Annotated in this window: 18 protein-coding genes; 8 read left to right on the plus strand and 10 right to left on the minus strand. The window is 40.2% G+C overall.

Annotation, left to right across the window (positions count from 1 at the left end; genetic code table 11):
• Positions 1 to 61: 61 nt before the first annotated feature.
• Complete coding sequence (locus PGX00_RS10240; RefSeq protein WP_272135861.1) at positions 62 to 616, minus strand: DUF4136 domain-containing protein; 555 nt, start codon at positions 614 to 616, stop codon at positions 62 to 64.
• Between the two features lie 242 nt (positions 617 to 858).
• On the opposite strand from PGX00_RS10240, the gene PGX00_RS10245 reads away from it, so the two are divergent.
• From PGX00_RS10245 to PGX00_RS10255, 3 genes are all read left to right on the plus strand, one after another.
• Positions 859 to 2,406 carry a methyl-accepting chemotaxis protein gene (locus PGX00_RS10245; RefSeq protein ID WP_272135863.1) on the plus strand — a complete coding sequence of 516 codons (1,548 nt, stop codon included), beginning with the start codon at positions 859 to 861 and terminating at the stop codon, positions 2,404 to 2,406.
• Positions 2,407 to 2,538: 132 nt separating this feature from the next.
• Entirely contained in the window at positions 2,539 to 3,561 is a 1,023-nt protein-coding gene (locus tag PGX00_RS10250; RefSeq protein ID WP_272135865.1) for an HD domain-containing phosphohydrolase, read from the plus strand.
• Positions 3,562 to 3,574: 13 nt separating this feature from the next.
• On the plus strand, positions 3,575 to 8,470 hold the full coding sequence (locus PGX00_RS10255; RefSeq protein WP_272135867.1) for an ATP-binding protein: 4,896 nt from the start codon (positions 3,575 to 3,577) through the stop codon (positions 8,468 to 8,470).
• Between the two features lie 3 nt (positions 8,471 to 8,473).
• Here the strand turns inward: PGX00_RS10255 and PGX00_RS10260 are convergent, their stop codons facing one another.
• From PGX00_RS10260 to PGX00_RS10280, 5 genes are all read right to left on the minus strand, one after another.
• A complete protein-coding gene (locus PGX00_RS10260; protein WP_272135870.1) occupies positions 8,474 to 8,785 on the minus strand; it encodes a hypothetical protein in 312 nt (103 codons plus the stop codon).
• A 130-nt stretch (positions 8,786 to 8,915) separates the two neighbouring features.
• The gene (locus PGX00_RS10265; protein WP_272135873.1) at positions 8,916 to 9,143 is read right to left on the minus strand and encodes a DUF1289 domain-containing protein; all 228 of its coding nucleotides are present in this window, start codon (positions 9,141 to 9,143) and stop codon (positions 8,916 to 8,918) included.
• Positions 9,144 to 9,218: 75 nt separating this feature from the next.
• Entirely contained in the window at positions 9,219 to 10,010 is a 792-nt protein-coding gene (locus PGX00_RS10270; RefSeq protein ID WP_272135876.1) for a DODA-type extradiol aromatic ring-opening family dioxygenase, read from the minus strand.
• On the minus strand, positions 10,007 to 10,957 hold the full coding sequence (locus PGX00_RS10275; RefSeq protein ID WP_272135878.1) for a glutathione S-transferase family protein: 951 nt from the start codon (positions 10,955 to 10,957) through the stop codon (positions 10,007 to 10,009). Before PGX00_RS10275 ends, PGX00_RS10270 begins: the two co-directional genes overlap by 4 nt.
• Positions 10,958 to 11,000: 43 nt before the next feature.
• Complete coding sequence (locus PGX00_RS10280) at positions 11,001 to 11,447, minus strand: DoxX family protein (protein ID WP_272135881.1); 447 nt, start codon at positions 11,445 to 11,447, stop codon at positions 11,001 to 11,003.
• 269 nt (positions 11,448 to 11,716) lie between these two features.
• Between PGX00_RS10280 and PGX00_RS10285 the strand changes: the two genes are divergently transcribed.
• Positions 11,717 to 13,435, plus strand: a complete 1,719-nt coding sequence (locus tag PGX00_RS10285) for an ABC transporter substrate-binding protein (protein WP_272135884.1) — start codon at positions 11,717 to 11,719, stop codon at positions 13,433 to 13,435.
• Positions 13,420 to 14,142, plus strand: a complete 723-nt coding sequence (locus tag PGX00_RS10290) for a substrate-binding periplasmic protein (protein ID WP_272135887.1) — start codon at positions 13,420 to 13,422, stop codon at positions 14,140 to 14,142. The genes PGX00_RS10285 and PGX00_RS10290 overlap by 16 nt, the downstream gene beginning before the upstream one ends.
• Positions 14,143 to 14,312: 170 nt before the next feature.
• Here the strand turns inward: PGX00_RS10290 and argF are convergent, their stop codons facing one another.
• The 3 genes from argF to arcC form a co-directional block, all read right to left on the minus strand.
• Positions 14,313 to 15,359 (minus strand): ornithine carbamoyltransferase, encoded by a 1,047-nt coding sequence (gene argF, locus PGX00_RS10295; RefSeq protein WP_272135889.1) that lies wholly within the window; start codon positions 15,357 to 15,359, stop codon positions 14,313 to 14,315.
• Between the two features lie 340 nt (positions 15,360 to 15,699).
• Positions 15,700 to 16,305 (minus strand): TetR/AcrR family transcriptional regulator, encoded by a 606-nt coding sequence (locus PGX00_RS10300; RefSeq protein ID WP_272135891.1) that lies wholly within the window; start codon positions 16,303 to 16,305, stop codon positions 15,700 to 15,702.
• Positions 16,306 to 16,331: 26 nt separating this feature from the next.
• Entirely contained in the window at positions 16,332 to 17,246 is a 915-nt protein-coding gene (gene arcC, locus PGX00_RS10305) for a carbamate kinase (protein ID WP_272135893.1), read from the minus strand.
• A gap of 286 nt (positions 17,247 to 17,532) precedes the next feature.
• Here arcC and PGX00_RS10310 point away from each other — a divergent pair, with 286 nt between their 5' ends.
• Together PGX00_RS10310 and aguA are read left to right on the plus strand one after the other, a co-directional pair.
• Positions 17,533 to 18,957, plus strand: coding sequence for an APC family permease (locus PGX00_RS10310; RefSeq protein WP_272135895.1), 1,425 nt, complete (start codon positions 17,533 to 17,535; stop codon positions 18,955 to 18,957).
• A gap of 29 nt (positions 18,958 to 18,986) precedes the next feature.
• Positions 18,987 to 20,081 carry an agmatine deiminase gene (gene aguA / locus PGX00_RS10315; RefSeq protein WP_272135897.1) on the plus strand — a complete coding sequence of 365 codons (1,095 nt, stop codon included), beginning with the start codon at positions 18,987 to 18,989 and terminating at the stop codon, positions 20,079 to 20,081.
• 67 nt (positions 20,082 to 20,148) lie between these two features.
• Here aguA and PGX00_RS10320 read toward each other — a convergent pair whose 3' ends face one another.
• Entirely contained in the window at positions 20,149 to 20,406 is a 258-nt protein-coding gene (locus tag PGX00_RS10320; RefSeq protein ID WP_272135900.1) for a DUF1289 domain-containing protein, read from the minus strand.
• 151 nt (positions 20,407 to 20,557) lie between these two features.
• Between PGX00_RS10320 and PGX00_RS10325 the strand changes: the two genes are divergently transcribed.
• Positions 20,558 to 21,010 (plus strand): META domain-containing protein, encoded by a 453-nt coding sequence (locus PGX00_RS10325; RefSeq protein ID WP_272138029.1) that lies wholly within the window; start codon positions 20,558 to 20,560, stop codon positions 21,008 to 21,010.
• Positions 21,011 to 21,133: the final 123 nt, after the last annotated feature.

Consider the following 21,133-nt stretch of genomic DNA (forward strand, 5'->3'; position numbering starts at 1 on the left):
AACCATCTTCAAAAAAGATGGTTTTTTACTGACGACTAAAAACATAAAACAGATAAAAAGATTACTTTGAAGGTACTTTTCGTAGCATCATTGATACGACTTCATCAGCACGAACTTCCATCTCTTCTGACGTCATTTTCGGTAACATGGCCCCTTGAGCCAATACTTTCCAATCCGGAATAGTTAAATTTTGTCTAAAAAACACGATATAAACAGAGCCTTTTTCTGCTTTTTTATGATCGTGATAAAACGTTTCAACTCCTGTAGACAATAAGGTTCCTTTATATAACGTTTCATCACTCAACTCCGATTCTTGAGCCAGTCCAAAGCTTACAATGACATCCGCTGTAGTGCTATTAACATGCTGATATCCCTTACCTACCATGCGACTTTCAATTGACTCTCTATACACGTCGATAGCTCTTCGACCATCATTTTTACTGTCAAGAAAGACCTTAGCTGCAACAGGATGCCAGGCAAACGTTTTTACATTGTCAAAATAGGATGGCGGTCCAACCACTATCACACCATATTCCGGTTGTTGCTCTTCATTCGATGTTGTTTGAATGCAAGAGACTAACAGTAGACATATAACACCAACAACTAACCTTCTCACTTGAAATCCTCTTTAACTAATCAATAAAACTCTAGATGTTATTGTGAAAACCCACCATGCTGAAAATAGTAAACAAACCACAATAATGATACCTGAAGCTCATTATTTACCCAAAATACATAGGCATAGCTCACACCTCGACCAAAGCATAATTGAGGGCAGGATAAAACCATCCAGACTGTACTATCTGGGTGGTAATTAAGAACCCGCCAATTATTCATTAATTTTTTTAAGAGTACACTATGCCAAACGAACTGTTACACAAATGGTTATCAACCCTATTGTGGCTCATTACCGCTTTTATTTGCTTTTACTTTTATGGCATAGGCTCTGCCATTTTGATCCTAGTGGGGCTCGTCATTACAACGGCAATGAATAGAGTATTTAAACTGCCCGCCCCAGAATTAATTAAAGCAGAAAAAAACACAGATTTAATAGCGCCCCTTATCGCCACTGAAATGAATTATAAGGCTGTTGGCGCTGCTGAAGTATCATTTGCAATCGATTTGTTGAAAGATAAGGTCAGTTCACAGGTTGCCTCTATTGAGCAAGTCACCCATTCTTCCAGTGCTATAGCATCAACACTGAGCACAACATCATCGTCTGCTCAACAAACACTACTTGCAGCCCAAGAGATGCATCAACACAGCAGCTCTGGTTTAATTGAACTCAACTCTACACTTGATGAAATGCGCGAAATCGTTATTGAGACAACCTCCTCCGTTGCCCAAGTGAGTCAATTAGACGACCAAGTAAAACAGATTAAAAACGTCGCTCAGGTTATTGAAGAGATTGCATCACAGACTAATTTACTCGCACTTAATGCCGCTATAGAAGCCGCCCGTGCTGGTGAATACGGCCGCGGATTCGCTGTTGTCGCAGATGAAGTCAGAGGGCTTGCAGAGCGCACGTCACAAAGTACCGATGAAGTATCAAAAATCGTTAATCAAGTTCTGACTGAAACTCAAGATGTCACCAATTCCATTCAAAGTCTGTCGACTAAGGTAAGTAGTGGTTCTCAGAGTTTGCAAAAAGTGGAAGGACAGCTCTCTACCATTGCTTCACTTGCACAAAATGTTGAAAACCAAGTTTCTGATATAACCTCCGGTGTCGTGTCTAATGAAGAAGGCATCCAACAAATATCGACCTCTATCAACTTTGTACAGGAAGAACTATCGCAAAGTGACGAACAACTATTAAAACTTCAATCTGAGGCACAAAAGCTAATGGAAATGGCAGAACATAGTAATGCTGTGTTGGTGCAACATTACGAGCAAAGTGTGCACTGGCCAGTCTATAAACTCGCCGAAAGACTTGCAGAGCAAATTTCATCTGCATTTGAAAGGGATATTGAATCAAGAGCTATATCGGAAACTGACTTATTTGATCGCCAATACAAACTGATACCCGGAACAAACCCCAATAAATATCACAGCCGATATGACACCTACTGTGACAAGCTACTTCCTTCACTTCAAGAACCTATTCTTGCCGAGCATGAAGAATTAGTTTATGCCATCGCCAATGACAACAAAGGCTACGTACCCACTCACAATAATCAATTTTGTGAACCGTTAACGGGTGATCCTGAAATCGACATGTTAAAAAACCGCACAAAACGGTTATTTAACGACAGAGTTGGATTGCGCTGTGGTGGGCACACCAAAACCATGTTGCTACAAACCTATAAAAGAGATACCGGAGAAGTGATGCATGACTTATCGGTACCTATCCTAGTAAAAGGCAGGCATTGGGGCTCTGTAAGACTGGGTTACCGTCCATTACTATAGGAATTATTTATCACGAGCCCTTGCGATTATTCCTTGACGTTATATTCTTAAGTTATTAATTTTATTAATATACCAAGGTGATTCGATAGTTACACTCTATTGATTCACCTTAATTAGGCGTGGAAAGAGACTATGTCAGATAAACCTATCGTACTTTTGGTGGACGATACACCGGGAAATTTAGATGTTCTGATTGGTGTGTTGAATCGCCACTATCAAACACGTATTGCAATTAATGGCCCACTCGCGATAAAGCTAGCTCAAATGCAACCCCAACCAGACATTATTCTGCTCGATATTATGATGCCTGATATGGATGGGTATCAAGTCTGTGAAATCCTTAAATCTAATCCCGCCACCTCTCAAATTCCCATCATATTCGTAACGGCAAAAATATCACCAGAAGATGAGATTAAAGGGTTAGAACTTGGTGCTGCTGACTATTTAACAAAACCGATAACCCCCGCCATCGCGCAGCAACGCATCAAAACTCAGCTATCTCTTTATGATCAAAAGAGATCCTTATACGAAAAAGTATTGGAACAGACGAAAGAGATCAACCACAGCAAATTGGAAACTATCCATAGTCTGGGCAGAGCAGCAGAGTATAAAGATAACGAAACAGGTATGCACGTCATGCGCATGAGTCGATACTGTCACGTTTTAGCACTCGCGGTAGGGATGAGCCAAGAAGATGCCGACACATTACGCGATGCTGCGCCTATGCATGATGTGGGTAAAATTGGTATTCCAGACAGTGTTCTACTTAAACCTGGTAAACTTGACCGCGAGGAATGGTCCACAATGCAAACACATGTAGAGATAGGTGTCAGTATTTTAGGCCAGTACAGTGATTCTAAATTAATGTTAATGGCGATAGATGTCGCCCAAAACCACCATGAAAAATGGGACGGAAGTGGTTACCCTAAAGGTATCAAAGAACAAGAAATTCCAATTACAGGAAGAATCGCGGCTGTCGCGGATGTTTTTGATGCGCTTACTTCTGAACGACCATATAAAGAGGCTTGGCCAGTTGAAAAAGCGGTTAATTTGTTAACTGAAGAGAGAGGTAAACATTTTGACCCACAGATTGTCGATCTATTTATCGAAAATCTAGATGAAATGTTAGACATTAAATCTCAATTCAAAGACTAAAGTGATTCAATATATGTGGTGCCATTTAGCCCGACTATTAGTTTCTCTGTTATTAATTTCCTTATCAGCAAATGCGAACGAACCATTCGATTCGCTTTCTAACCAACAGAAAGATTGGTTAGATAAAAAACAGTCTCTGACTGTTGTCGCTTTGTCTAATAGAGCACCCTATTCTTATCTAGATAATAATGGTGAATTATCAGGTCTAGTTAAAGATTACAGCGCCTTACTGGCGCAAGCCTATAACATCGATATCGATTTCTTAGTCGTAGACAATGAACAACAAGTACGTAATGCAATCAAAGCTGGCAAAGCCGACTTTTATCTCTTTTCAAGTACCTTTCTCAAGCCTGTTCCAGAGTTTTCCATTTCAAAAGCGATGGTTCCATTTCAATTATCTATTATTTCATCAAGGCCTCACGGTGTAATAAGTAAAGTACGTCAGCTAGAAAATAAAAAGATTGCTATTATTGCTGGCAGCAATGACATCTTAGCTACTCCCGAATTTGCAACTCAATATAATGTCGTTGGCTATGATACTTTGATCGACGCGCTGCGAGCATTAAGCCAAGGGGATATTGATGCACTTGTTACTGAACCCATCAGTGCGATGGACCAAGGACAAAAGCTCGGTATAAAAGGGTTGGTCTCGGTGCAACCAGTCCAAAAGTGGAATAGACTCAACGCTGGTGCACTAATAAATAGTAATAATGCTGTACTTACTTCTATTATTAACCATTTTGTAGACACTCTTAACTACTCAGACAAAAACCGTTTACTCAAAAAATGGATTTCACCATCTCCATACCGACCTAGCCTATCTGGCGTCTTTAGTTATGGGCTTGCACCGTATGCCTACTCTGATAGTACGACCATGGGATTGCAATACTCAGTAATCCAACACATACTTTTGGAAATGGGATATCAAATAGGTCAAGTCGATACCCTACCCACAGCAGCTAGACAAAACGCAATCAAACAAGACCCTTCTATAGACTTTGTTATTGACTTAGATGACGCGCAAGCGGCAAAACGGGAATTTACCCAATCAGTCATGAAACTAAACTATATTCCCGTTACCTTAGCGGCTCGACAACTCAATCTAAACAGCAACGGACAAAGCCTCCATGTTTCAGCGGTACTTTATGATGATAAATCAATAGGGCGTAATGCGGTCACAAAAATGACACAACAATTGAAACCCGCTTCTTTAGAGTTCGAACATGACATTGGCAATGCCATTGAACAGCTTAAAGCGCAAACTATAGATGTATTGCTGATTGAAAAAAGAGTTCTAGAGTGGTTCGTCATACATAGCGGTACGGTAGATCCAAGCACCTTGCAATACCATCCAGACCAATCAAGTTGGTTTACAGTGCCCATTGAGTTTGGTGATGATGGTATTCGAAAGCAATTTGACGCTGCTTTTCAATACCTTGCAAACGATTCATCTCGAATTGAAGATCTTATTTCTATCAATCTTAATAAAGATTTACGGGAGCATATCAAAAAAGCAAAAATACTAGCGTATGTTGCAGGTCTATACGTTGTAGACAAAGAGATAGGTGATTTCACCAGTATATTGAATCTGTTTGACCTGCAGTCAGAAGCTGACTACGTAGAATTGTATAGCAACTCCTCGCTTCCTCCCGAACGTTCTTGGCAAGTTGAAAACAATCAAATGGTCATGACCGCAGACAAAATAGATGCTCGGCAACACACATCGGTTACACAGCAGATCTTTTACAGAACAACAAACGGAGATCGAAAAGCAGGTTTTCTCAAAGTCTATTTTGATGTTAATAAATTACTAAGTGATCACGCATATTTCCCATCTTTAGGTGCACTGGATGAACTTGAAAGCGACACCTATAACTATATTTCTAAGCTCTACCAAAGTCATGGCCTAAGTGGCGAAGTACTCAACTTAAATAAACAAGAAAGAGAGTGGCTCACCAATAACCGTCAAGTAGATATCGGTATTGACCCTAATGCCCTGCCATACGAACGCTTAGACGCCAACGGGGAATACTCCGGAATGATCAATGATTACTTGCAACTCATCAAAACCAAAACAGGTCTCAACATTGATATCACTAGAGTTAAAAACTGGAGTGGTACGATGGCTCTTGCCGATTATGGTTTAGTTGATTTAGTCTCTGCCGCTGTAGAAAACCAAACACTTACAGAAAATTATCGTCATACTGAACCTCTTTTTTCAAGCCGCCTTGCGATTGCTTCAACGTTTAACCATTCTGATTTAGAACTTAAGAATGCCAATGGGATGGCGATTGGACTGCTAACTAGTTCAGCAAATACGCAGTCCATCATGACTGCGTTTCCTAACGTTAATTGGAAATTGGTCGCTAATACTGAAGAAGGGCTAGAGAAAATTAAAGCGGGTGAGTTGGTTGGTATGATAGACACCTTACACGTGCTCAATTACTTAATAAATACACTTGGCTATAATGATCTGAAAATAGTAAACAGAATCGATTATTACGTCACACCGAGTTTCCATGTCTTAAAAAATAAACCTATATTATTAACCATTTTAAACAAAGCAATTCTCTCCATTAGCGCTTCTGAACACAAAAAAATAGAAACAAAATGGAGCGCGCCAAAGGCGATTGAGCGAATAAACTATCAGCTTGTTTATACCATTGCTGGCTTCTCAGTTTTTATTTTACTCCTAATTTTTGCTTGGAATAGGCAACTAAAAAAGCAAATCAACATCGCAAATGAAGCCAAAAAGAAACTCGAACAAGCCCAGAATCAGCTTTACACCATCCTCAATACATCCCCTATTGCCGCTAGTGTCATTATTGACGGTAAAGTTATATACATTAACGAAACCGCAAAACGATTATTCCAAATAGATGATGAGCTGGTCGCCGATTTCGACGTAAACACAATCTATAGCGACCCCACAGCGCGACATGAAATGACCCAACGTATGGCCTCAGATGGTAAAATAGAAAGTACTGAACTCGTGTTAAAAAAAACAGATGGTCAGATATTTACAGCGTTAACCAGCTACTATCAACTTGATATAAATGGAAAATTAGCGAACTTGTTCTGGGCTTATGATATTTCAGAACTGAAACGATTAAACCATCAACTCGAAGAAGCCAAAATCGAAGCGGACAGCGCCAATAAAGCTAAGTCGGACTTTCTTGCAAACATGAGCCACGAGATCCGCACCCCTATGAACGCTATCATTGGCATGTCTTATCTCGCTATTCCAGAAATCACCAATAAGATCGCAAAAAATTATGTCGAAAAAGTCCACTATTCCGCACAATCGTTACTCACTATCATCAACGACATCTTAGACCTATCTAAGATTGAATCGGGCCACCTTGAGTTTGAGTCAATACCATTTCAGCTGTCCAAGCCTTTAAAGGATGTTGATCAGCTTATGCAGATTAAAGCGCAAGAGAAAGGTATTGAATTCACTACCTTTGAGGATGAAGGCTGTAATCAATTATTACTTGGCGATCCATTACGCTTGTTTCAGGTAATTCTCAACTTGGTCAGCAACGCCGTTAAATTTACTGACCAAGGTAGCGTTAAAATATTTGCAAAGGTTATAAAGAGCAAACAAGATACCGCTGAAATTACCGTTTCAGTACAAGATACTGGTATTGGCATCTCCCAAGAAAATATAGAACACCTTTTCGATGCATTTTCACAAGCTGACACTTCCACGACACGTAAATATGGCGGTACGGGACTCGGCTTAAATATCAGTCAGAAACTGTTGAATGGTATGGGTAGTACTATGGAAGTCTCAAGTGAGCATGGCGTAGGCAGTCAGTTTTCCTTTTGCTTAACCCTTCCCTTTGCCAACCAAGAACAGATTGATTTGCATTCTGAAATGATCAAAGAAAACAGCAAATCAATCCAATTCAAGGGGCAACGCCTTTTATTAGTCGAGGATAACGAATTCAACCAAGAATTAGCCATAGCGATGTTAAACAAGATAAATCTTCATGCTGATATCGCTAGCGATGGCTCACAAGCGGTTACATTAGCAAGTGAAAATGAATATCCATTGGTACTTATGGATTTACAAATGCCTATTATGGACGGCTACCAAGCAACCAATGAAATTAGAAAAAATGATATAGAAATTCCTATTCTTGCCATGTCAGCGAACGTGTTATCTGACGTAAAAGAAAGAGCAACACTTGCCGGAATGAACGGTTTTATTGAAAAGCCAGTAGAGTTAACTATATTAGCGAAAACCCTTAGCAATTGGTTGGAGTTTGAACGTTTTGAGTCTGAATCAGACCCCACAATGCAACCCCCATCAATACAAGAAACACCAAGTGTATTCTCATTACATTCAGCCAATATCTTTACCAACGGCGATACTGCCTTGCTTAATAAATTGATTACCAAATTCATTAAAAACGCGCCTACTCAACTAGAAAGCATACAACAAAGTTGCCTTAAAGGCGCACTATCAGAAGGTGAGCTAACAGCGCATACGCTAAAGAGCATGGCAGCTAGCATAGGGGCTCAACAACTTAGCGCAACAATGCAGATCATCGAGACGCTCTGTGCAAGTTCAGTCAACACACCTAAGCTCCCTGAGGCTATTTTGACCGCCACAGATCAATTAGCACAACTGTTGCCACACTTAGATGAGAACCTAATTTCCAATGTCGAAACTACCGCTGTCCCTCCACAAAGCGACACCAACACCATATCAAACGCAGAGTTGTTAGCGATAAAAGAAAAAGTACAAACTTATGACGGCGCGGCTATCACTATGCTAGACCAAGCAATTGAAAAAAATAATGCGCACTCAGAAAAGACTGAAAAGGTCAAAAATGCGCTTGAGAGATATGATTTTGAGCAAGCACTTTCCGTCATTGACGAAATGCTAAAGGAGCACTAAAAACTAATTCTTGAGATTTTTAATAATCCGATAAGTAAAAGGGTTCGACACACTAAACTTGGAACCTTTTACAAATATCGTCCCCTGCTTTATCGCATCAGAGACCTCTAATCTCGTTTTGGTGATCATTTTAAAATTGACGGCCATGTAGATCATTAACCCTAACCATAGCGCTATTGATACGGTTCTTAATCCTTGGATGTCCAAAAACAAATTTGAGATGACAGCAGTGGCTAATGCAGCTGTGAAAAAATAGTAAAAATATGGCTTTTGTACGATGATAATCTCTTCTTCGTTTTCTTCTCTTTCGAACATGAGACCCATGGTCACCTCAATCAATTAACAGTTTTATAAATAAATATATTAATTGATTCTCTCTGATGACACGTTGACCCGGCTCTTAAAGACACGTTTTTTATTTGTACCTTAATGGCGCAATGCTGGGTTATTTCTTAATTTGCCTACGAACGGCTTTTCTATCGCTAACCAACTCTAAGATATTTAATTTAGTTTCGTCTGAGGCTCCAGACCACTTTAAAATCTCAGTCAAGCTTCTATAGCAGCCAATACAGATATCATTATCATCCAGACAGCAATGACGGATACAGGGTGAAAGTGGTGGTATTGGTTGGCCTTGCTTGCCGGTGGTTCCCGCCATATGGTGCCTCAACATAAATATTTTCTTCACCATTATATTAGCAGTTACAACAAACACCACCAGCCTAGCAGTCCATCACCGCAATTAAGTTCAACTGAACAAATAAGCATCCATTGCCAATACATCATTTTCGATATCCTGATGAACTCGCTCAACATATATTAGGTCACTGCTACCTAACGCGGCAATCAATGGTAAAAAATGCTCTTGAGTAGGATGGTTAAACCTTGCATGTGGCGCTTCATGTTCATAATTCAGTAATGACTCTATATCTCGAGCCTGCAATTTGTCATGCACCCATCCGGTAAATTCATTTACCATCTCGGTACGGTTTTGGGTTGGTTGAGGATTAAATAGCTCCCTGAGGTTATGGCTAATACCCCCAGATCCAACAATCAACACACCCTGATCACGGAGGTCCGAGATAATCTCACCGTATTGAAAATTCTTTTCCGCACCTAGTTCACTGTTTATCGATATTTGTACAACGGGAACATTCGCTTTGGGAAACATCAGACGAAGTGGTATCCAAACACCGTGGTCCCATCCCTGATCATCACTGAGTGTTGGAACTAAATCGGCTTTAACAAACTTGTTGGCTATTTGCTTAGCGAGAGTAGGATCACCCGAAGCAGGATAGTTAACCGCATATAACTGCGGTGGGAAACCATAAAAATCGTGTACCGTTTTCGGGTTCGTCCCACTCGTAATAATGATGTCGCTTGCTCTATCTAAATGCGCGGAAAAAACCACAATAGCAGTGGGTATTGGCAGTTCTTTACCCAGTTTTTGCAAAAACTCAGACGTTGTGCTTTTTTCTACCGCCATCATTGGCGAGCCATGAGACACAAACAACACAGGCGATTTGGTTATGTTTGTCATGCTATTTCCTTAGGCCCTGCTGGCACAATACCACTTGGATTCAATGCCTTGAGAGAATAGTACCCCTGTTTTATATGATCGATTTTTACCGTGTCTGATATACCTTTAATAGCTAAAATTCGCTTCACATAACGAGACAAGTTTGGCATTTGTGCAATAAGATTACGGTTAGTCTTAAACAGGCCATAATAAGCGGCATCAAAACGTACTAAGGTAACAAAAGTTCTAATATCCGTTTCCGTAAGTTCCTCTCCCAAAAGAAAGGATCTATCGTCAGACAGCAGGATCTCTAGCTTATCTAAAGTACTGAACACACTCTCATATGCTTCTTCATAAGCCAGCTGAGAACTTGCAAAGCCCGCTTTATAAACACCATTATTCAGTTCGTTATATATTTCTACATTCAACGTATCAATTGCTTCCGCCAAATGTTCTGGGTATAGATTCAACGTAGAACCCGTTAGATGGTCAAACGCACTATTAAGCATACGAATAATATCGGCAGATTCATTATTGACAACAACACCCTGTTTTTTGTCCCAAAGGACCGGTACCGTTGCTCGTCCGGAATAAGACGCATCCGCTTGGGTGTATAGCTGATGCAGATATTCGTGCTCGTTTAACGAGTCAGTTGTCGCATCTGGAAACCTATCAAACTTCCAACCTTGATCCGTCATTATGGGGCTAACTACAGAGATTGTAATATAGTCATTTAGACCTTTTAGCGCGCGTGCCATCAAAGTCCTACTGGCCCAAGGACATATATAGGCAACGTAAAGATGATAACGGCCTTTTTCAGCCTTAAATCCGCCATTTCCAGTCGGACCAGGTTGACCATCTGGTGTTATCCAGTTTCTGAAGCTTGAAGTTTGCCTTACGAAACGACCTTGCTTGTCTTTTGACTGAACTGGTTGCCAATCTTTTGTCCATACACCGTTTACCAACATAACCTACCCCTTACGTTAACTCATTCGATTCTTGAGCTAATTACTATTTATCCAGTTTATTCAGCAATAATTGATCAACTGAATATCGACCACCACCTTGGAAAACTAATGACAAGGATGCGACAGTAAGCATCAAAGCAAACTCATAACCATTGTTAGAAACAAATAAACCGTTTCCAATATGCACCGTCATTGCCATTGCCATTGTAAATGCGACAGCTAAAGCTGCAGGTCTTGTCAACAAACCCAAAAGCAGTGCTAATCCACCAAAAAACTCAGCGCTGCCGGCCAATAACGCCATTAAATAGCCCGGCTCAAAACCAATGCTTGCCATCCACTGACCTGTTCCTTCAAGGCCATAGCCTCCAAACCAACTAAATAACTTTTGTGAACCATGTGCGGCTAAAATAACTCCGAGGGGAGCTCGTAGGATCAATGCTGAAAAAGCGGATTCTGATGACAGCATTTTTTTAAGTAGTTCGATATTCATAATTAATTTCTCTTGTGTTCAATGTATGCTACACAATGTACATCGACACTAAATGTTTATAAATACTCGAATCATTTACTAATTAACAACATAATGTTTCTAATGATATATAGCCGATAGATGACTATTTAGTAAATCGATCTACTTCCGTTTTGCTAGCGACGTTTTTAACAAGAAATTTCCATTTCAGGTCAAAATGTTTATAACGTTTTAATATTTATTGTCACAAATGGTCTAAATTTAAGGGATATCAATATAGAAGGACAGTAATGACAAGATTCTCTTACTCAGCTATGGTTTTGGCGCTGCTACTCAGTAACCCTAGCAAAGCTGATGACACCAAACTCAGATTAATTGAATCTTGGGTTGATAACGAGTTCATTCATTCTACCCTTTCAAAACAACAACAAATCGACGAATTAGTTTGGCTAGCAGAAGCGACAAAGCCTTATCGCGGACTTTCGATTAAAGTCGTTTCCGAGAATATTAAGACACATGAATATGAGTCAAATGTTCTCGCAAAAGCATTCACTGAAATCACGGGCATACACGTCGTTCACGAAATTACAGAGGAAGATGACCTTGTAAAAAAAATGCAGTTGCAACTGGATACCGGCATTAATCTGTATGACTCATACGTCAACGATGCGGATTTTATTGGGACTCATTACAGATACAATAAAACCTTATCTATATCATCAATGATGGCAGATAACTGGAAAGCAATCACTTTACCCTCGATTGATATCGATGACTTTGTTGGTATCGATTCAGTAAAAGGACTTGATGACCAGATATATCAACTTCCGACTCAGCAATTTGCAAATCTCTATTGGTATAGAAAAGACTGGTTTGAACGTCCTGATTTCCAAGACGAGTTTCAACAATTTTATGGCTATCCATTAGGGGTTCCACAAAACTGGGCTGCCTATGAAGATATCGCAGACTTTTTCACCAATCGGGTAAAACACGTCGATGGAGAACCTGTTTGGGGACATATGGATTATGGTCTTTATGACCCCTCTCTTGGTTGGAGAATATCTGATTCCTGGTTAAGTTTGGCTGGTGTTAACGATAAGCATCAAGACCATACCGCTTATAAAGGTACGAGTTTCGTTGGCGATTGGGGTATTAGAATTGAAAATTGTCATCCAGTTGGTGCGTCAGTATCGAGAGGTGGAGCCCTAAATAGCCCTGCAGCAATATACGCGGTGGAAAAATACATTGAATGGCTACATAAATATGCACCACCAGAAGCCCTTAAGCAGAACTTTTCATCGTCGAGCATCACCCTTGCCCAAGGTAATACAGCACAACAAATATTTTGGTATACCGCTTTTGTCCCAACTCTGCTAAATAAAAAGCTCCTAGACAGAGAAGGCAACCCAGTATGGCGATTGGCCCCATCTCCCAGAGGAAAATATTGGCGACCAGGAATGAAATCGGGTTATCAGGATATTAGTGGTTGGACTTTTCTGCGTTCAACGCCTAGCAATCGCGTAGAAGCAGCATGGCTTTATGCTCAGTTTGTCACTTCTAAAACGGTTTCCATGAGCAAATTCTTAACTGGTTTTACACCTATACGACAGTCAGATTTGAATTCAAGCTATCTAAATTCCCGAGCTTCAGAATGGGGAGGATTATTAGAGTTTTACCAAAGCAACGCCAGAAAATCGTGGACACCTACGGGATTAAGCGTACCGGATTATGCTTTACTTTCTAGTGCATGGTGGCAGCATATCGGTGCTGCACTACAAAAACATCGTACAGTCAAAGAAGCGATGACAGACCTAGCAACAGAAATAGATGAGAGAATGGCAACCATGAGCCAAAATTCAGATCTAAAATGTGCACCAAAGATAAGGAAAAAACAAACTGACGCTCATTGGTTAAATCCAGAACACTCTCCATGGCAACAGAAGGATTTGGAAGACAAACCTATTTCTCTACCCTACCAAGAAGCATTACTGTTATGGCAAGAATACTAGCACTTTTAGGTTTGTTTTTGTCCATGCATATCCATGCAGAGATCCGTATTCTAACGTTTGCGTCACCGCCGTTAGTTAATTTTCATAAAAGCGATGATATACATACCAATCACCATTTTACGGGATTCTCAGTAGATTTGATCGACAAAGTATTTAATGACACGAATTCGAAATATTCGATACAAAGCAAACCTATAAAACGCGCACTGTATGAAACCAAAGCCATACAAAATACGTGCACTTTCCCCATTGACCGAACACAAGATAGAGAAGCCCAATTCAAATGGATAGGACCCGTTGCAATTAATCGTTACGCTTTGTACAGCGCTCCAAATACACCCATTTCATTAACAACGTTAATAGATGCGAAAACTTATACTCATGCAGTCTATTCAGGTACGGCGATCGCCAATTATTTACGAGAACGTCAATTTCATATGTACGAAACAAAAAGCCTGTTACAAGGGCTACGCATGTTGCTTAGTAATCGAGTAGACCTATGGGTTGCAGACACCAACTCGGCAAAGCTTTTGGCAGAGCAAGCACACATAGCGCAATTAAAACCAGAGCTTATCTTTTTTACCAGTATCGGTTTTATGGCCTGCAATAATGAAACTCCAAATGCAGACCTCTACAAACTCGACATGAAATTGAAAGAGATGTATCAATCAGGTGAAGCACAAAGGATTCTTCATTTAGATGAGTAAATGCATTTATTAATGACGTCTCGTATGCATTCCCACACCGGAGCATAGGAAAGAGACAAAGAAATGAATCAATCAGGAGAGGCGCAAGCCTTCCTCAATTTGGAAGAATAAAAAAAGCAGCAATTCGTATTGCTGCTTTTTAAGTCAAATAGATGTAAATGAATCAGAGGTTATAAACCGGCTAAGAAACCAGTGATTTTCTCTTCGTGGGCGATTCGAGTTGCTTCGCTAGGTTCCTGAATATTTTTGTGTGTAAAGTACACAAGAATGGCCATTTGCGCCGTTAAACGGTTTTCTGCTTCATCAAATGCCACTGAATATTCACTTTCAAGCGCGCCACGAGTCACTTCTTCTTTGTCGTTTGCAGGTAAGCAATGCAATAACATAGCACCAGGTTTCGCTTTCGCCATTAACTCTTCTGTAATGACATAATCTGGCATAAATGCAGCTAAACGCTCAGCTTTCTCATCCATTTGAGTAACCCAATAGAAACTATCACCGTAAACAACATCACAATCACTGATTCGTTCTACATCGTCGGTAATTTCAATGTGGCCGCCAGACTCTTCACAGAAAGACTCTGCCATGTCAATCCACTCTTGTTCCATTTGATATTTCTTTGGACCAATTTGCTTGAAGCCCATACCATATTTAGCACAAGTCAGCATTAAAGAGCGACAAACGTCAGTAGCATCTCCCATGAAAGCAAGCGTTAAATCTGACAGTGTTCGTCCATCTGTAATATGCTCTTTCACAGTAAATAAATCGGCTAGCATCTGTGTTGGATGAAAACGTGTATCTAGTCCATTAATTACTGGAACTGTAGACATTTCGAGTAATCCGTCAAGCGTTTCAGGGCTATTTGTTCTGGCCATGATAACGTCACACATACGAGATAAAACACGGGAAGTATCATCTATCGATTCTTTACCACCTAAATGGATATCTTTAGGGGATAAAAACAGTGCGTGACCACCCAACAACGTGGCTGCAACTTCAAAAGAAACACGCGTACGAGTTGACCCCGCTTCGAAAATCATGCCAACAGACTTTCCTTTAAATAATTGAGGCACTGCATTATCTTTTCTTGCTTCTTTCAAATAGCTCATCAGTTCCATCATATTATCCATCTCTTTTACCGAGAAGTCTTTCATTGAAACCATATGTTCTATATTTGCTTTATTTAGGTCAGTAGCGCTTGAAGATGGAAGTTTCATAACTAGATCCTTTTTACATCATTGAATGTTATTATTTATATTAAAGTTTTATAAACATGTATTATTTAAACTTATAACTGCAGTAAATAATTTAATATTATTTCCCACTCATTATTTTCGATGACTTAAGTATCTACTATAAAATGGTAGGATTCTAAAACCAGAATCACTAATCGGTGACGAGTGATATAGTGAATATAAATGCATGACAAGAATCACAATTATTCTTTTCCAACTAATTTATTTTTCGATAATTGATTTTGATACGTATAATTCATGATCAAAAAAAGCCAAGCACCTGATTTTACTCAAATGCTTGGCTCTTTTTAAACCGTATTGCTTAATTGACTTTAGGTAAGATCTTAGGCAAATATGCACCGATGTACGCCTCAGTAATCACCTGAGCTTCTCTCGCCATTTCTGGTTCGATTTCACCAATTTGCCGAAAATTTAGTGAATACACCTTATCAGCAACTTGCAGGGCTATAGCAAAGATATTCACATCTTTTGGCAGCTCTGGCAGCACAAAATATCGACGATAAATTTGCTCTACTTTTAGTCCAAGCAATAGGTCATTTCGTGCATCTTCGGTTCGTACCGAGGCATAAGTATGCTGACCCAACAAAGTATGTTGTGCTAGCGGAGACTTTCGATAATAGTCTACAAAACCTTGTTCAATCATACGGTTAATATCAGACCAATGATGTATTTGGTCTTCTACGATCGAATCTTCCAATACATGAATAAAATCGTCAAATATCCCTTTCATCAATTCGCATATAAGTGATTCAATATTTGGATAATGATGATAAACAGTGGAAGCGGCAATCGACGCCTCTTTAGCCACATCATATATTGATATCGAGTCAACACTACGCCTTGATGCTAAGGTGACAGCAGCTTCATGTATTCGTTCAAGTCTTTGTTCTGTAGACTCTTTCTTCATTTAAAATCAACCTTTTGACGCCCACTTTAGAGACGAATATGTGTGCCTGAAGTCCCATTCATAATCTCAAAAGCTTTATGTAAAGAACCAATATGCCCTGTACCCTTTGTTTCCTGTGCAAACTCACAGCAAGCATCTACTTTTGGTGCCATTGAACCGGCGGCAAAAGTGTATTGCTGTAGTTGTTCTACTGTCACATCATAGAGTGCAACTTCTGTGGGTTTACCCCAGTCGATGCAGACATTATCACCATCTGTCAATATAAGGAAATGTTCCGCATTTAATTGCTTAGCTAACGTCGCAGCAGACAGATCTTTATCGATAACCGCTTCAACACCCGTCACGCCATTATTGTCTTCAATAATCGGACAACCTCCACCACCACAACATATTACCGTATGGTCAGCCTCCAATAAGGTGCGAATACTATCAATTTCGACAATTTTTTGTGGGTAAGGAGAAGGAACCACTCGTCTCCAGTAATCACCATCTTCTTTTATGCTCCAACCAAATTGCTCCGCTTTCTCTTGCGCGACTTGTTTGTCATATACCGGACCGATAAATTTACTTGGGTCAGAAAACGCAGGGTCATATTTGTCGACAGCTATTTGTGTCAATAAGGTACTTACTTGTCCGTTCGGCATATATTTCTTAAGCCCTTGAGCCATAAGATAACCTATCATACCTTGTGTTTCGGCACCCAGTACATCCAAAGGGTACGGAGGTACATCGGTGTAAGCCAGATTTTGCAGAGCCAGTAAACCTACTTGTGGACCATTACCATGAACGATAACCACCCGATAGTTTTCACTGAGTTTCGCTAATGCCTCTGAAGCAATGTCAATATTTTTAACTTGATTTTCGCAACTCATTAATTCGCCACGTTGTAATAGTGCATTGCCGCCAACAGCAACAACTATAATAGGTTTTTTATTGTTCATCACACTCACCAATTTTTACGTTATTTATTATTTGATGCATTCAATTTATCTCTTTTTCACTGACTTGAAAGTTGATCAGAATCAATTTTATCGAGTAAGACAATTACCCATCTACTATTTATGGGTGACATCACGTCTTTCTTGTTAAATACATAACCATCACCGATAAGTGATTCTAATAACAATTAATAGCGCTCAAAAACATTATATTTGCCGGGTAATTAAATAAATAAACCTCACTAATTAAATAAATTTTAATCACGTGAAAATCACACGGAGAAATAAAATGGATACTCAAAGTTCTGGTGGAAAAATGGGGGTCGGAAGCCTCGCCCTATTTAGCCTTTGTGCCGTTATTGTCGTTGATACATTGACAGCTTCAGCCTCGATTGGTGTTAGCGCCATCGGTTGGTGGTTAGTCACATTAGTCATTTTCGTTATTCCTTATGGATTAATAACGTCTGAATTGGGGACAACTTACCCAGGAGAGGGCGGTATTTATGACTGGGTCAAAAAGGCTTTTGGTTATAAATGGGCAGTTAGAACAACCTGGTTTTACTGGATCAATGTTGGCTTATGGATGCCTGCTGTATACATTATGTTTGCGGGTATGTTCGCTGAGCTTTTTTATCCTGACTTATCATTAATTTGGCAAATAGCTATCTGTATTGCATTAACTTGGCTGACAGTCTGGGTCTGTAATGTTTCTGTCGATGTTGGTGTTTGGGTTACCAGTGCGGGTGCTATTCTCAAGATCATCGTTATCTCGGTGCTCGGTTTCGGTGGTTTTTTCTATGCGGCAAAAAATGGTGTTGCTAACGAGTTCTCTTTCTCCGCAATGTTACCAAGCCTAGACACTGGTGTCGCTTTCCTTCCTGCGCTTGTATTCAACCTAATGGGCTTCGAGCTTGTCGCAACAATGACAAAAGAGATGAAAGACGTTCGTGATATGCCGAAGTCTATTTTCTTAGCTGCCGGTATTACCGCGTTCTTATATGTCTTTGGTACCGTCGGTATTCTCATGGCATTACCTGTAGAAGACATCGGTTTAGTCGCAGGTATCATCGACACGCTTCATAAGTTATTTGGTGACAGCGCTATGGGTCAGTTCATGGTATACGCCATCGGCATCATGGCACTGCTAACCTTCGTTGGTAACATGGTAACGTGGACAATGGGTGCGAGCCGCGCAGCGGCAGAAGCAGCAAGTGAAGGAGAACTACCAGAAGTGGTAGGAAAAATGTCAGAAAAACACGATACTCCTGTTGGCGCAAATAATATCACCGGCATCGTATCCACCGTTGTAATTTTAGCTTACGCCGTCTTTGCACAAGGCAGTGACGAACTATTCTGGTCTGTATTCGCATTTTCAAGCTGTGTGTTCTTACTTCCTTATTTATTCATGTTCCCTTCTTACCTAAAGCTTCGTGTAAGCGATGCAGATACTGAACGTCCTTTTCGCGTTCCTGGTGGTATGGGAGTTCAATGGGCTCTAAGCATTATTTGTTTCTTAGTCATAGCTCAAGCGGTCATTCTGTTTATCTTCCCTGACTTAATTACCTTAAGTGTTGATTGGGTATACAGCGCACCGGTTCTTCTTGGCGTCATTCTAACTATCGCAATCGGTGAATACTTACTTAAGCTAGCCGTAGCAAAAAAAGTTAACGATATCAATCAGAAGACTGCACAACACCTTTCTGAAAACCATTAATAATAAGCTATCTAGTAGGAGACATAATTATGAGTAAAAGATTAGATTCAAAACCAAGAAATGATGGCTTTAGAATGCCTGGTGAACATGAGCCTCAAGAAGCGGTTTGGATGGCCTGGCCAGAACGTACAGATAACTGGCGCTACGGTGGTAAACCGGCACAAAAGACGTTTACCGAAGTAGCAAAGGCCATATCACAGTCAACACCCGTTACAATGATCGTTAGCTCTGAACAGTTTGAAAATGCGCGCGGCCAGTTACCTGAAGGGATCAGATTGGTAGAAATGAGTACTGATGACTCATGGATGCGAGATATTGGCCCGTCTTATGTTGTTAATGACGAAGGTGAACGTCGCGGTATAGACTGGTACTTTAACGCATGGGGTGGCTTAGTAGATGGCTTGTATTACCCTTGGCACAATGACGACGCAGTAGCTCAAAAAGTGTGTGAAATTTTAGGCGACCACAGCTACAAAGCGCAGATTGTCCTTGAAGGTGGTTCCATCCACGTTGATGGTGAAGGAACGTTGTACACCACAGAAGAGTGTTTACTTCACGAAAGTAGAAACCCTGACCTAACAAGAGAAGAAATTGAAGAAGTTCTCTGTGATCATCTATCTGTAGATAAAGTTATTTGGATCCCTTCAGGTCTATATAACGATGAAACTAACGGACATGTTGATAACTTGATCCACGTAGTTCGTCCAGGCGAAGTTATTCTGACATGGTGTGACGACGAAATGGACCCACAATACGACCTTTCAAGAAGCGCACTTGACGCATTGCTGACGCAAAAAGACGCGAAAGGTCGAAGTATCAAAGTTCACAAAATACCAATGCCGGGGCCACTTTTTATCACTGAAGAAGAAGCGAGTGGTGTAGACATGTCAGATGGAATGGAGCGCGTACCAGGAGAAAGACTAGCCGGTTCCTATGCTAATTATTTGGTTACTAACGACCAGATCGTATACCCTCTTCTTGACAAAGATCATGACGCAGAAGTAGAAGCTATTCTTAACGAACTTTATCCTGGATATAGAATTACAGGTGTAAACGCACGCGAAATTCTTTTGGGAGGGGGTAACATACACTGTATTACTCAACAGATACCAGCGGTTAAATAAGCTAAAACTGCTTGAGATAACCCTCTAACGATAAGGCCTCTTTCATTAGTTTAAATGAATGAGGCTTTTAGTTTTCCCCAAACAAATCTTGCTGGGGATTGACTGGTTCTTTAGTTATCTGCGGTTTCTTCTTACCTTGAAGTGTTTTTCTTCGGTATCTCTGCTTACACAGTTTTATCACATGCAATTGTTGAGCTGGCGTGAATTCTAGCCAATTAAAACGCTCCTCTCTTTTACGCATACAACCATTACAGTAGCCTTTTTCATCTACTGAACAAACGCCAACGCAGGGGCTCGGTACGGTAAAAAACTCTAACTGTTCCATAAAAGAGAAAACGTCTTATTTACAATTACTAATTCTATATTAGTCCCATAACGCCTTGATAACAATTTACATTCTAAACAATTTCATTACTGTTCTCTGACACCATATTCAATTTTGGGTTTATACTTTGTTGGATTTAAAATTTTTCACACTGGAGTACGTCATGAAAAAACTGATAGCTGTTGTAACTTTACCTATCTTGCTTGCAGCCTGCCAAAGTACCGGAAACGAAAACGCCATGGCAAAAACCATCACGCCTCAAGATCTGCAACATCATAATTGGGAGCTTATTCAAATTGATGGTGAAGCTATTGAAACTCCAGATAACATGCAAGCCCCTCGTCTTGAAATTGGTGAGAAAATGACAGCAAACGGAAACGCTGGCTGTAATAATTTCTTTGGCCAAGGCGAATTAGACAACAATAGGTTCCGCATTCAACAAATGGGCATGACAATGAAAATGTGCCATAACGACGTAATGGGAACGGAAATGACATTCTCTAAGTCACTATCTGACTGGAATGAAATATCGCTTACAAATGAAAGCATGACACTTACTAACGAAAGTCACACATTAACTTTCAAGCTAAGCGATTGGAAATAAGACTAAATTCGGAATTTCAAAATAGGTATCAACCTAAAAATAGGACTCCCTATTTCACATGCCGCGAAGAGATTGAGGCATGTGAAATAAATTTAGGACAAATAAAATCGAACCGATTAGACG

The sequence above is a fragment of the Vibrio algarum genome, from assembly GCF_028204155.1.
Taxonomy (GTDB): Bacteria; Pseudomonadota; Gammaproteobacteria; order Enterobacterales; family Vibrionaceae; genus Vibrio; species Vibrio algarum.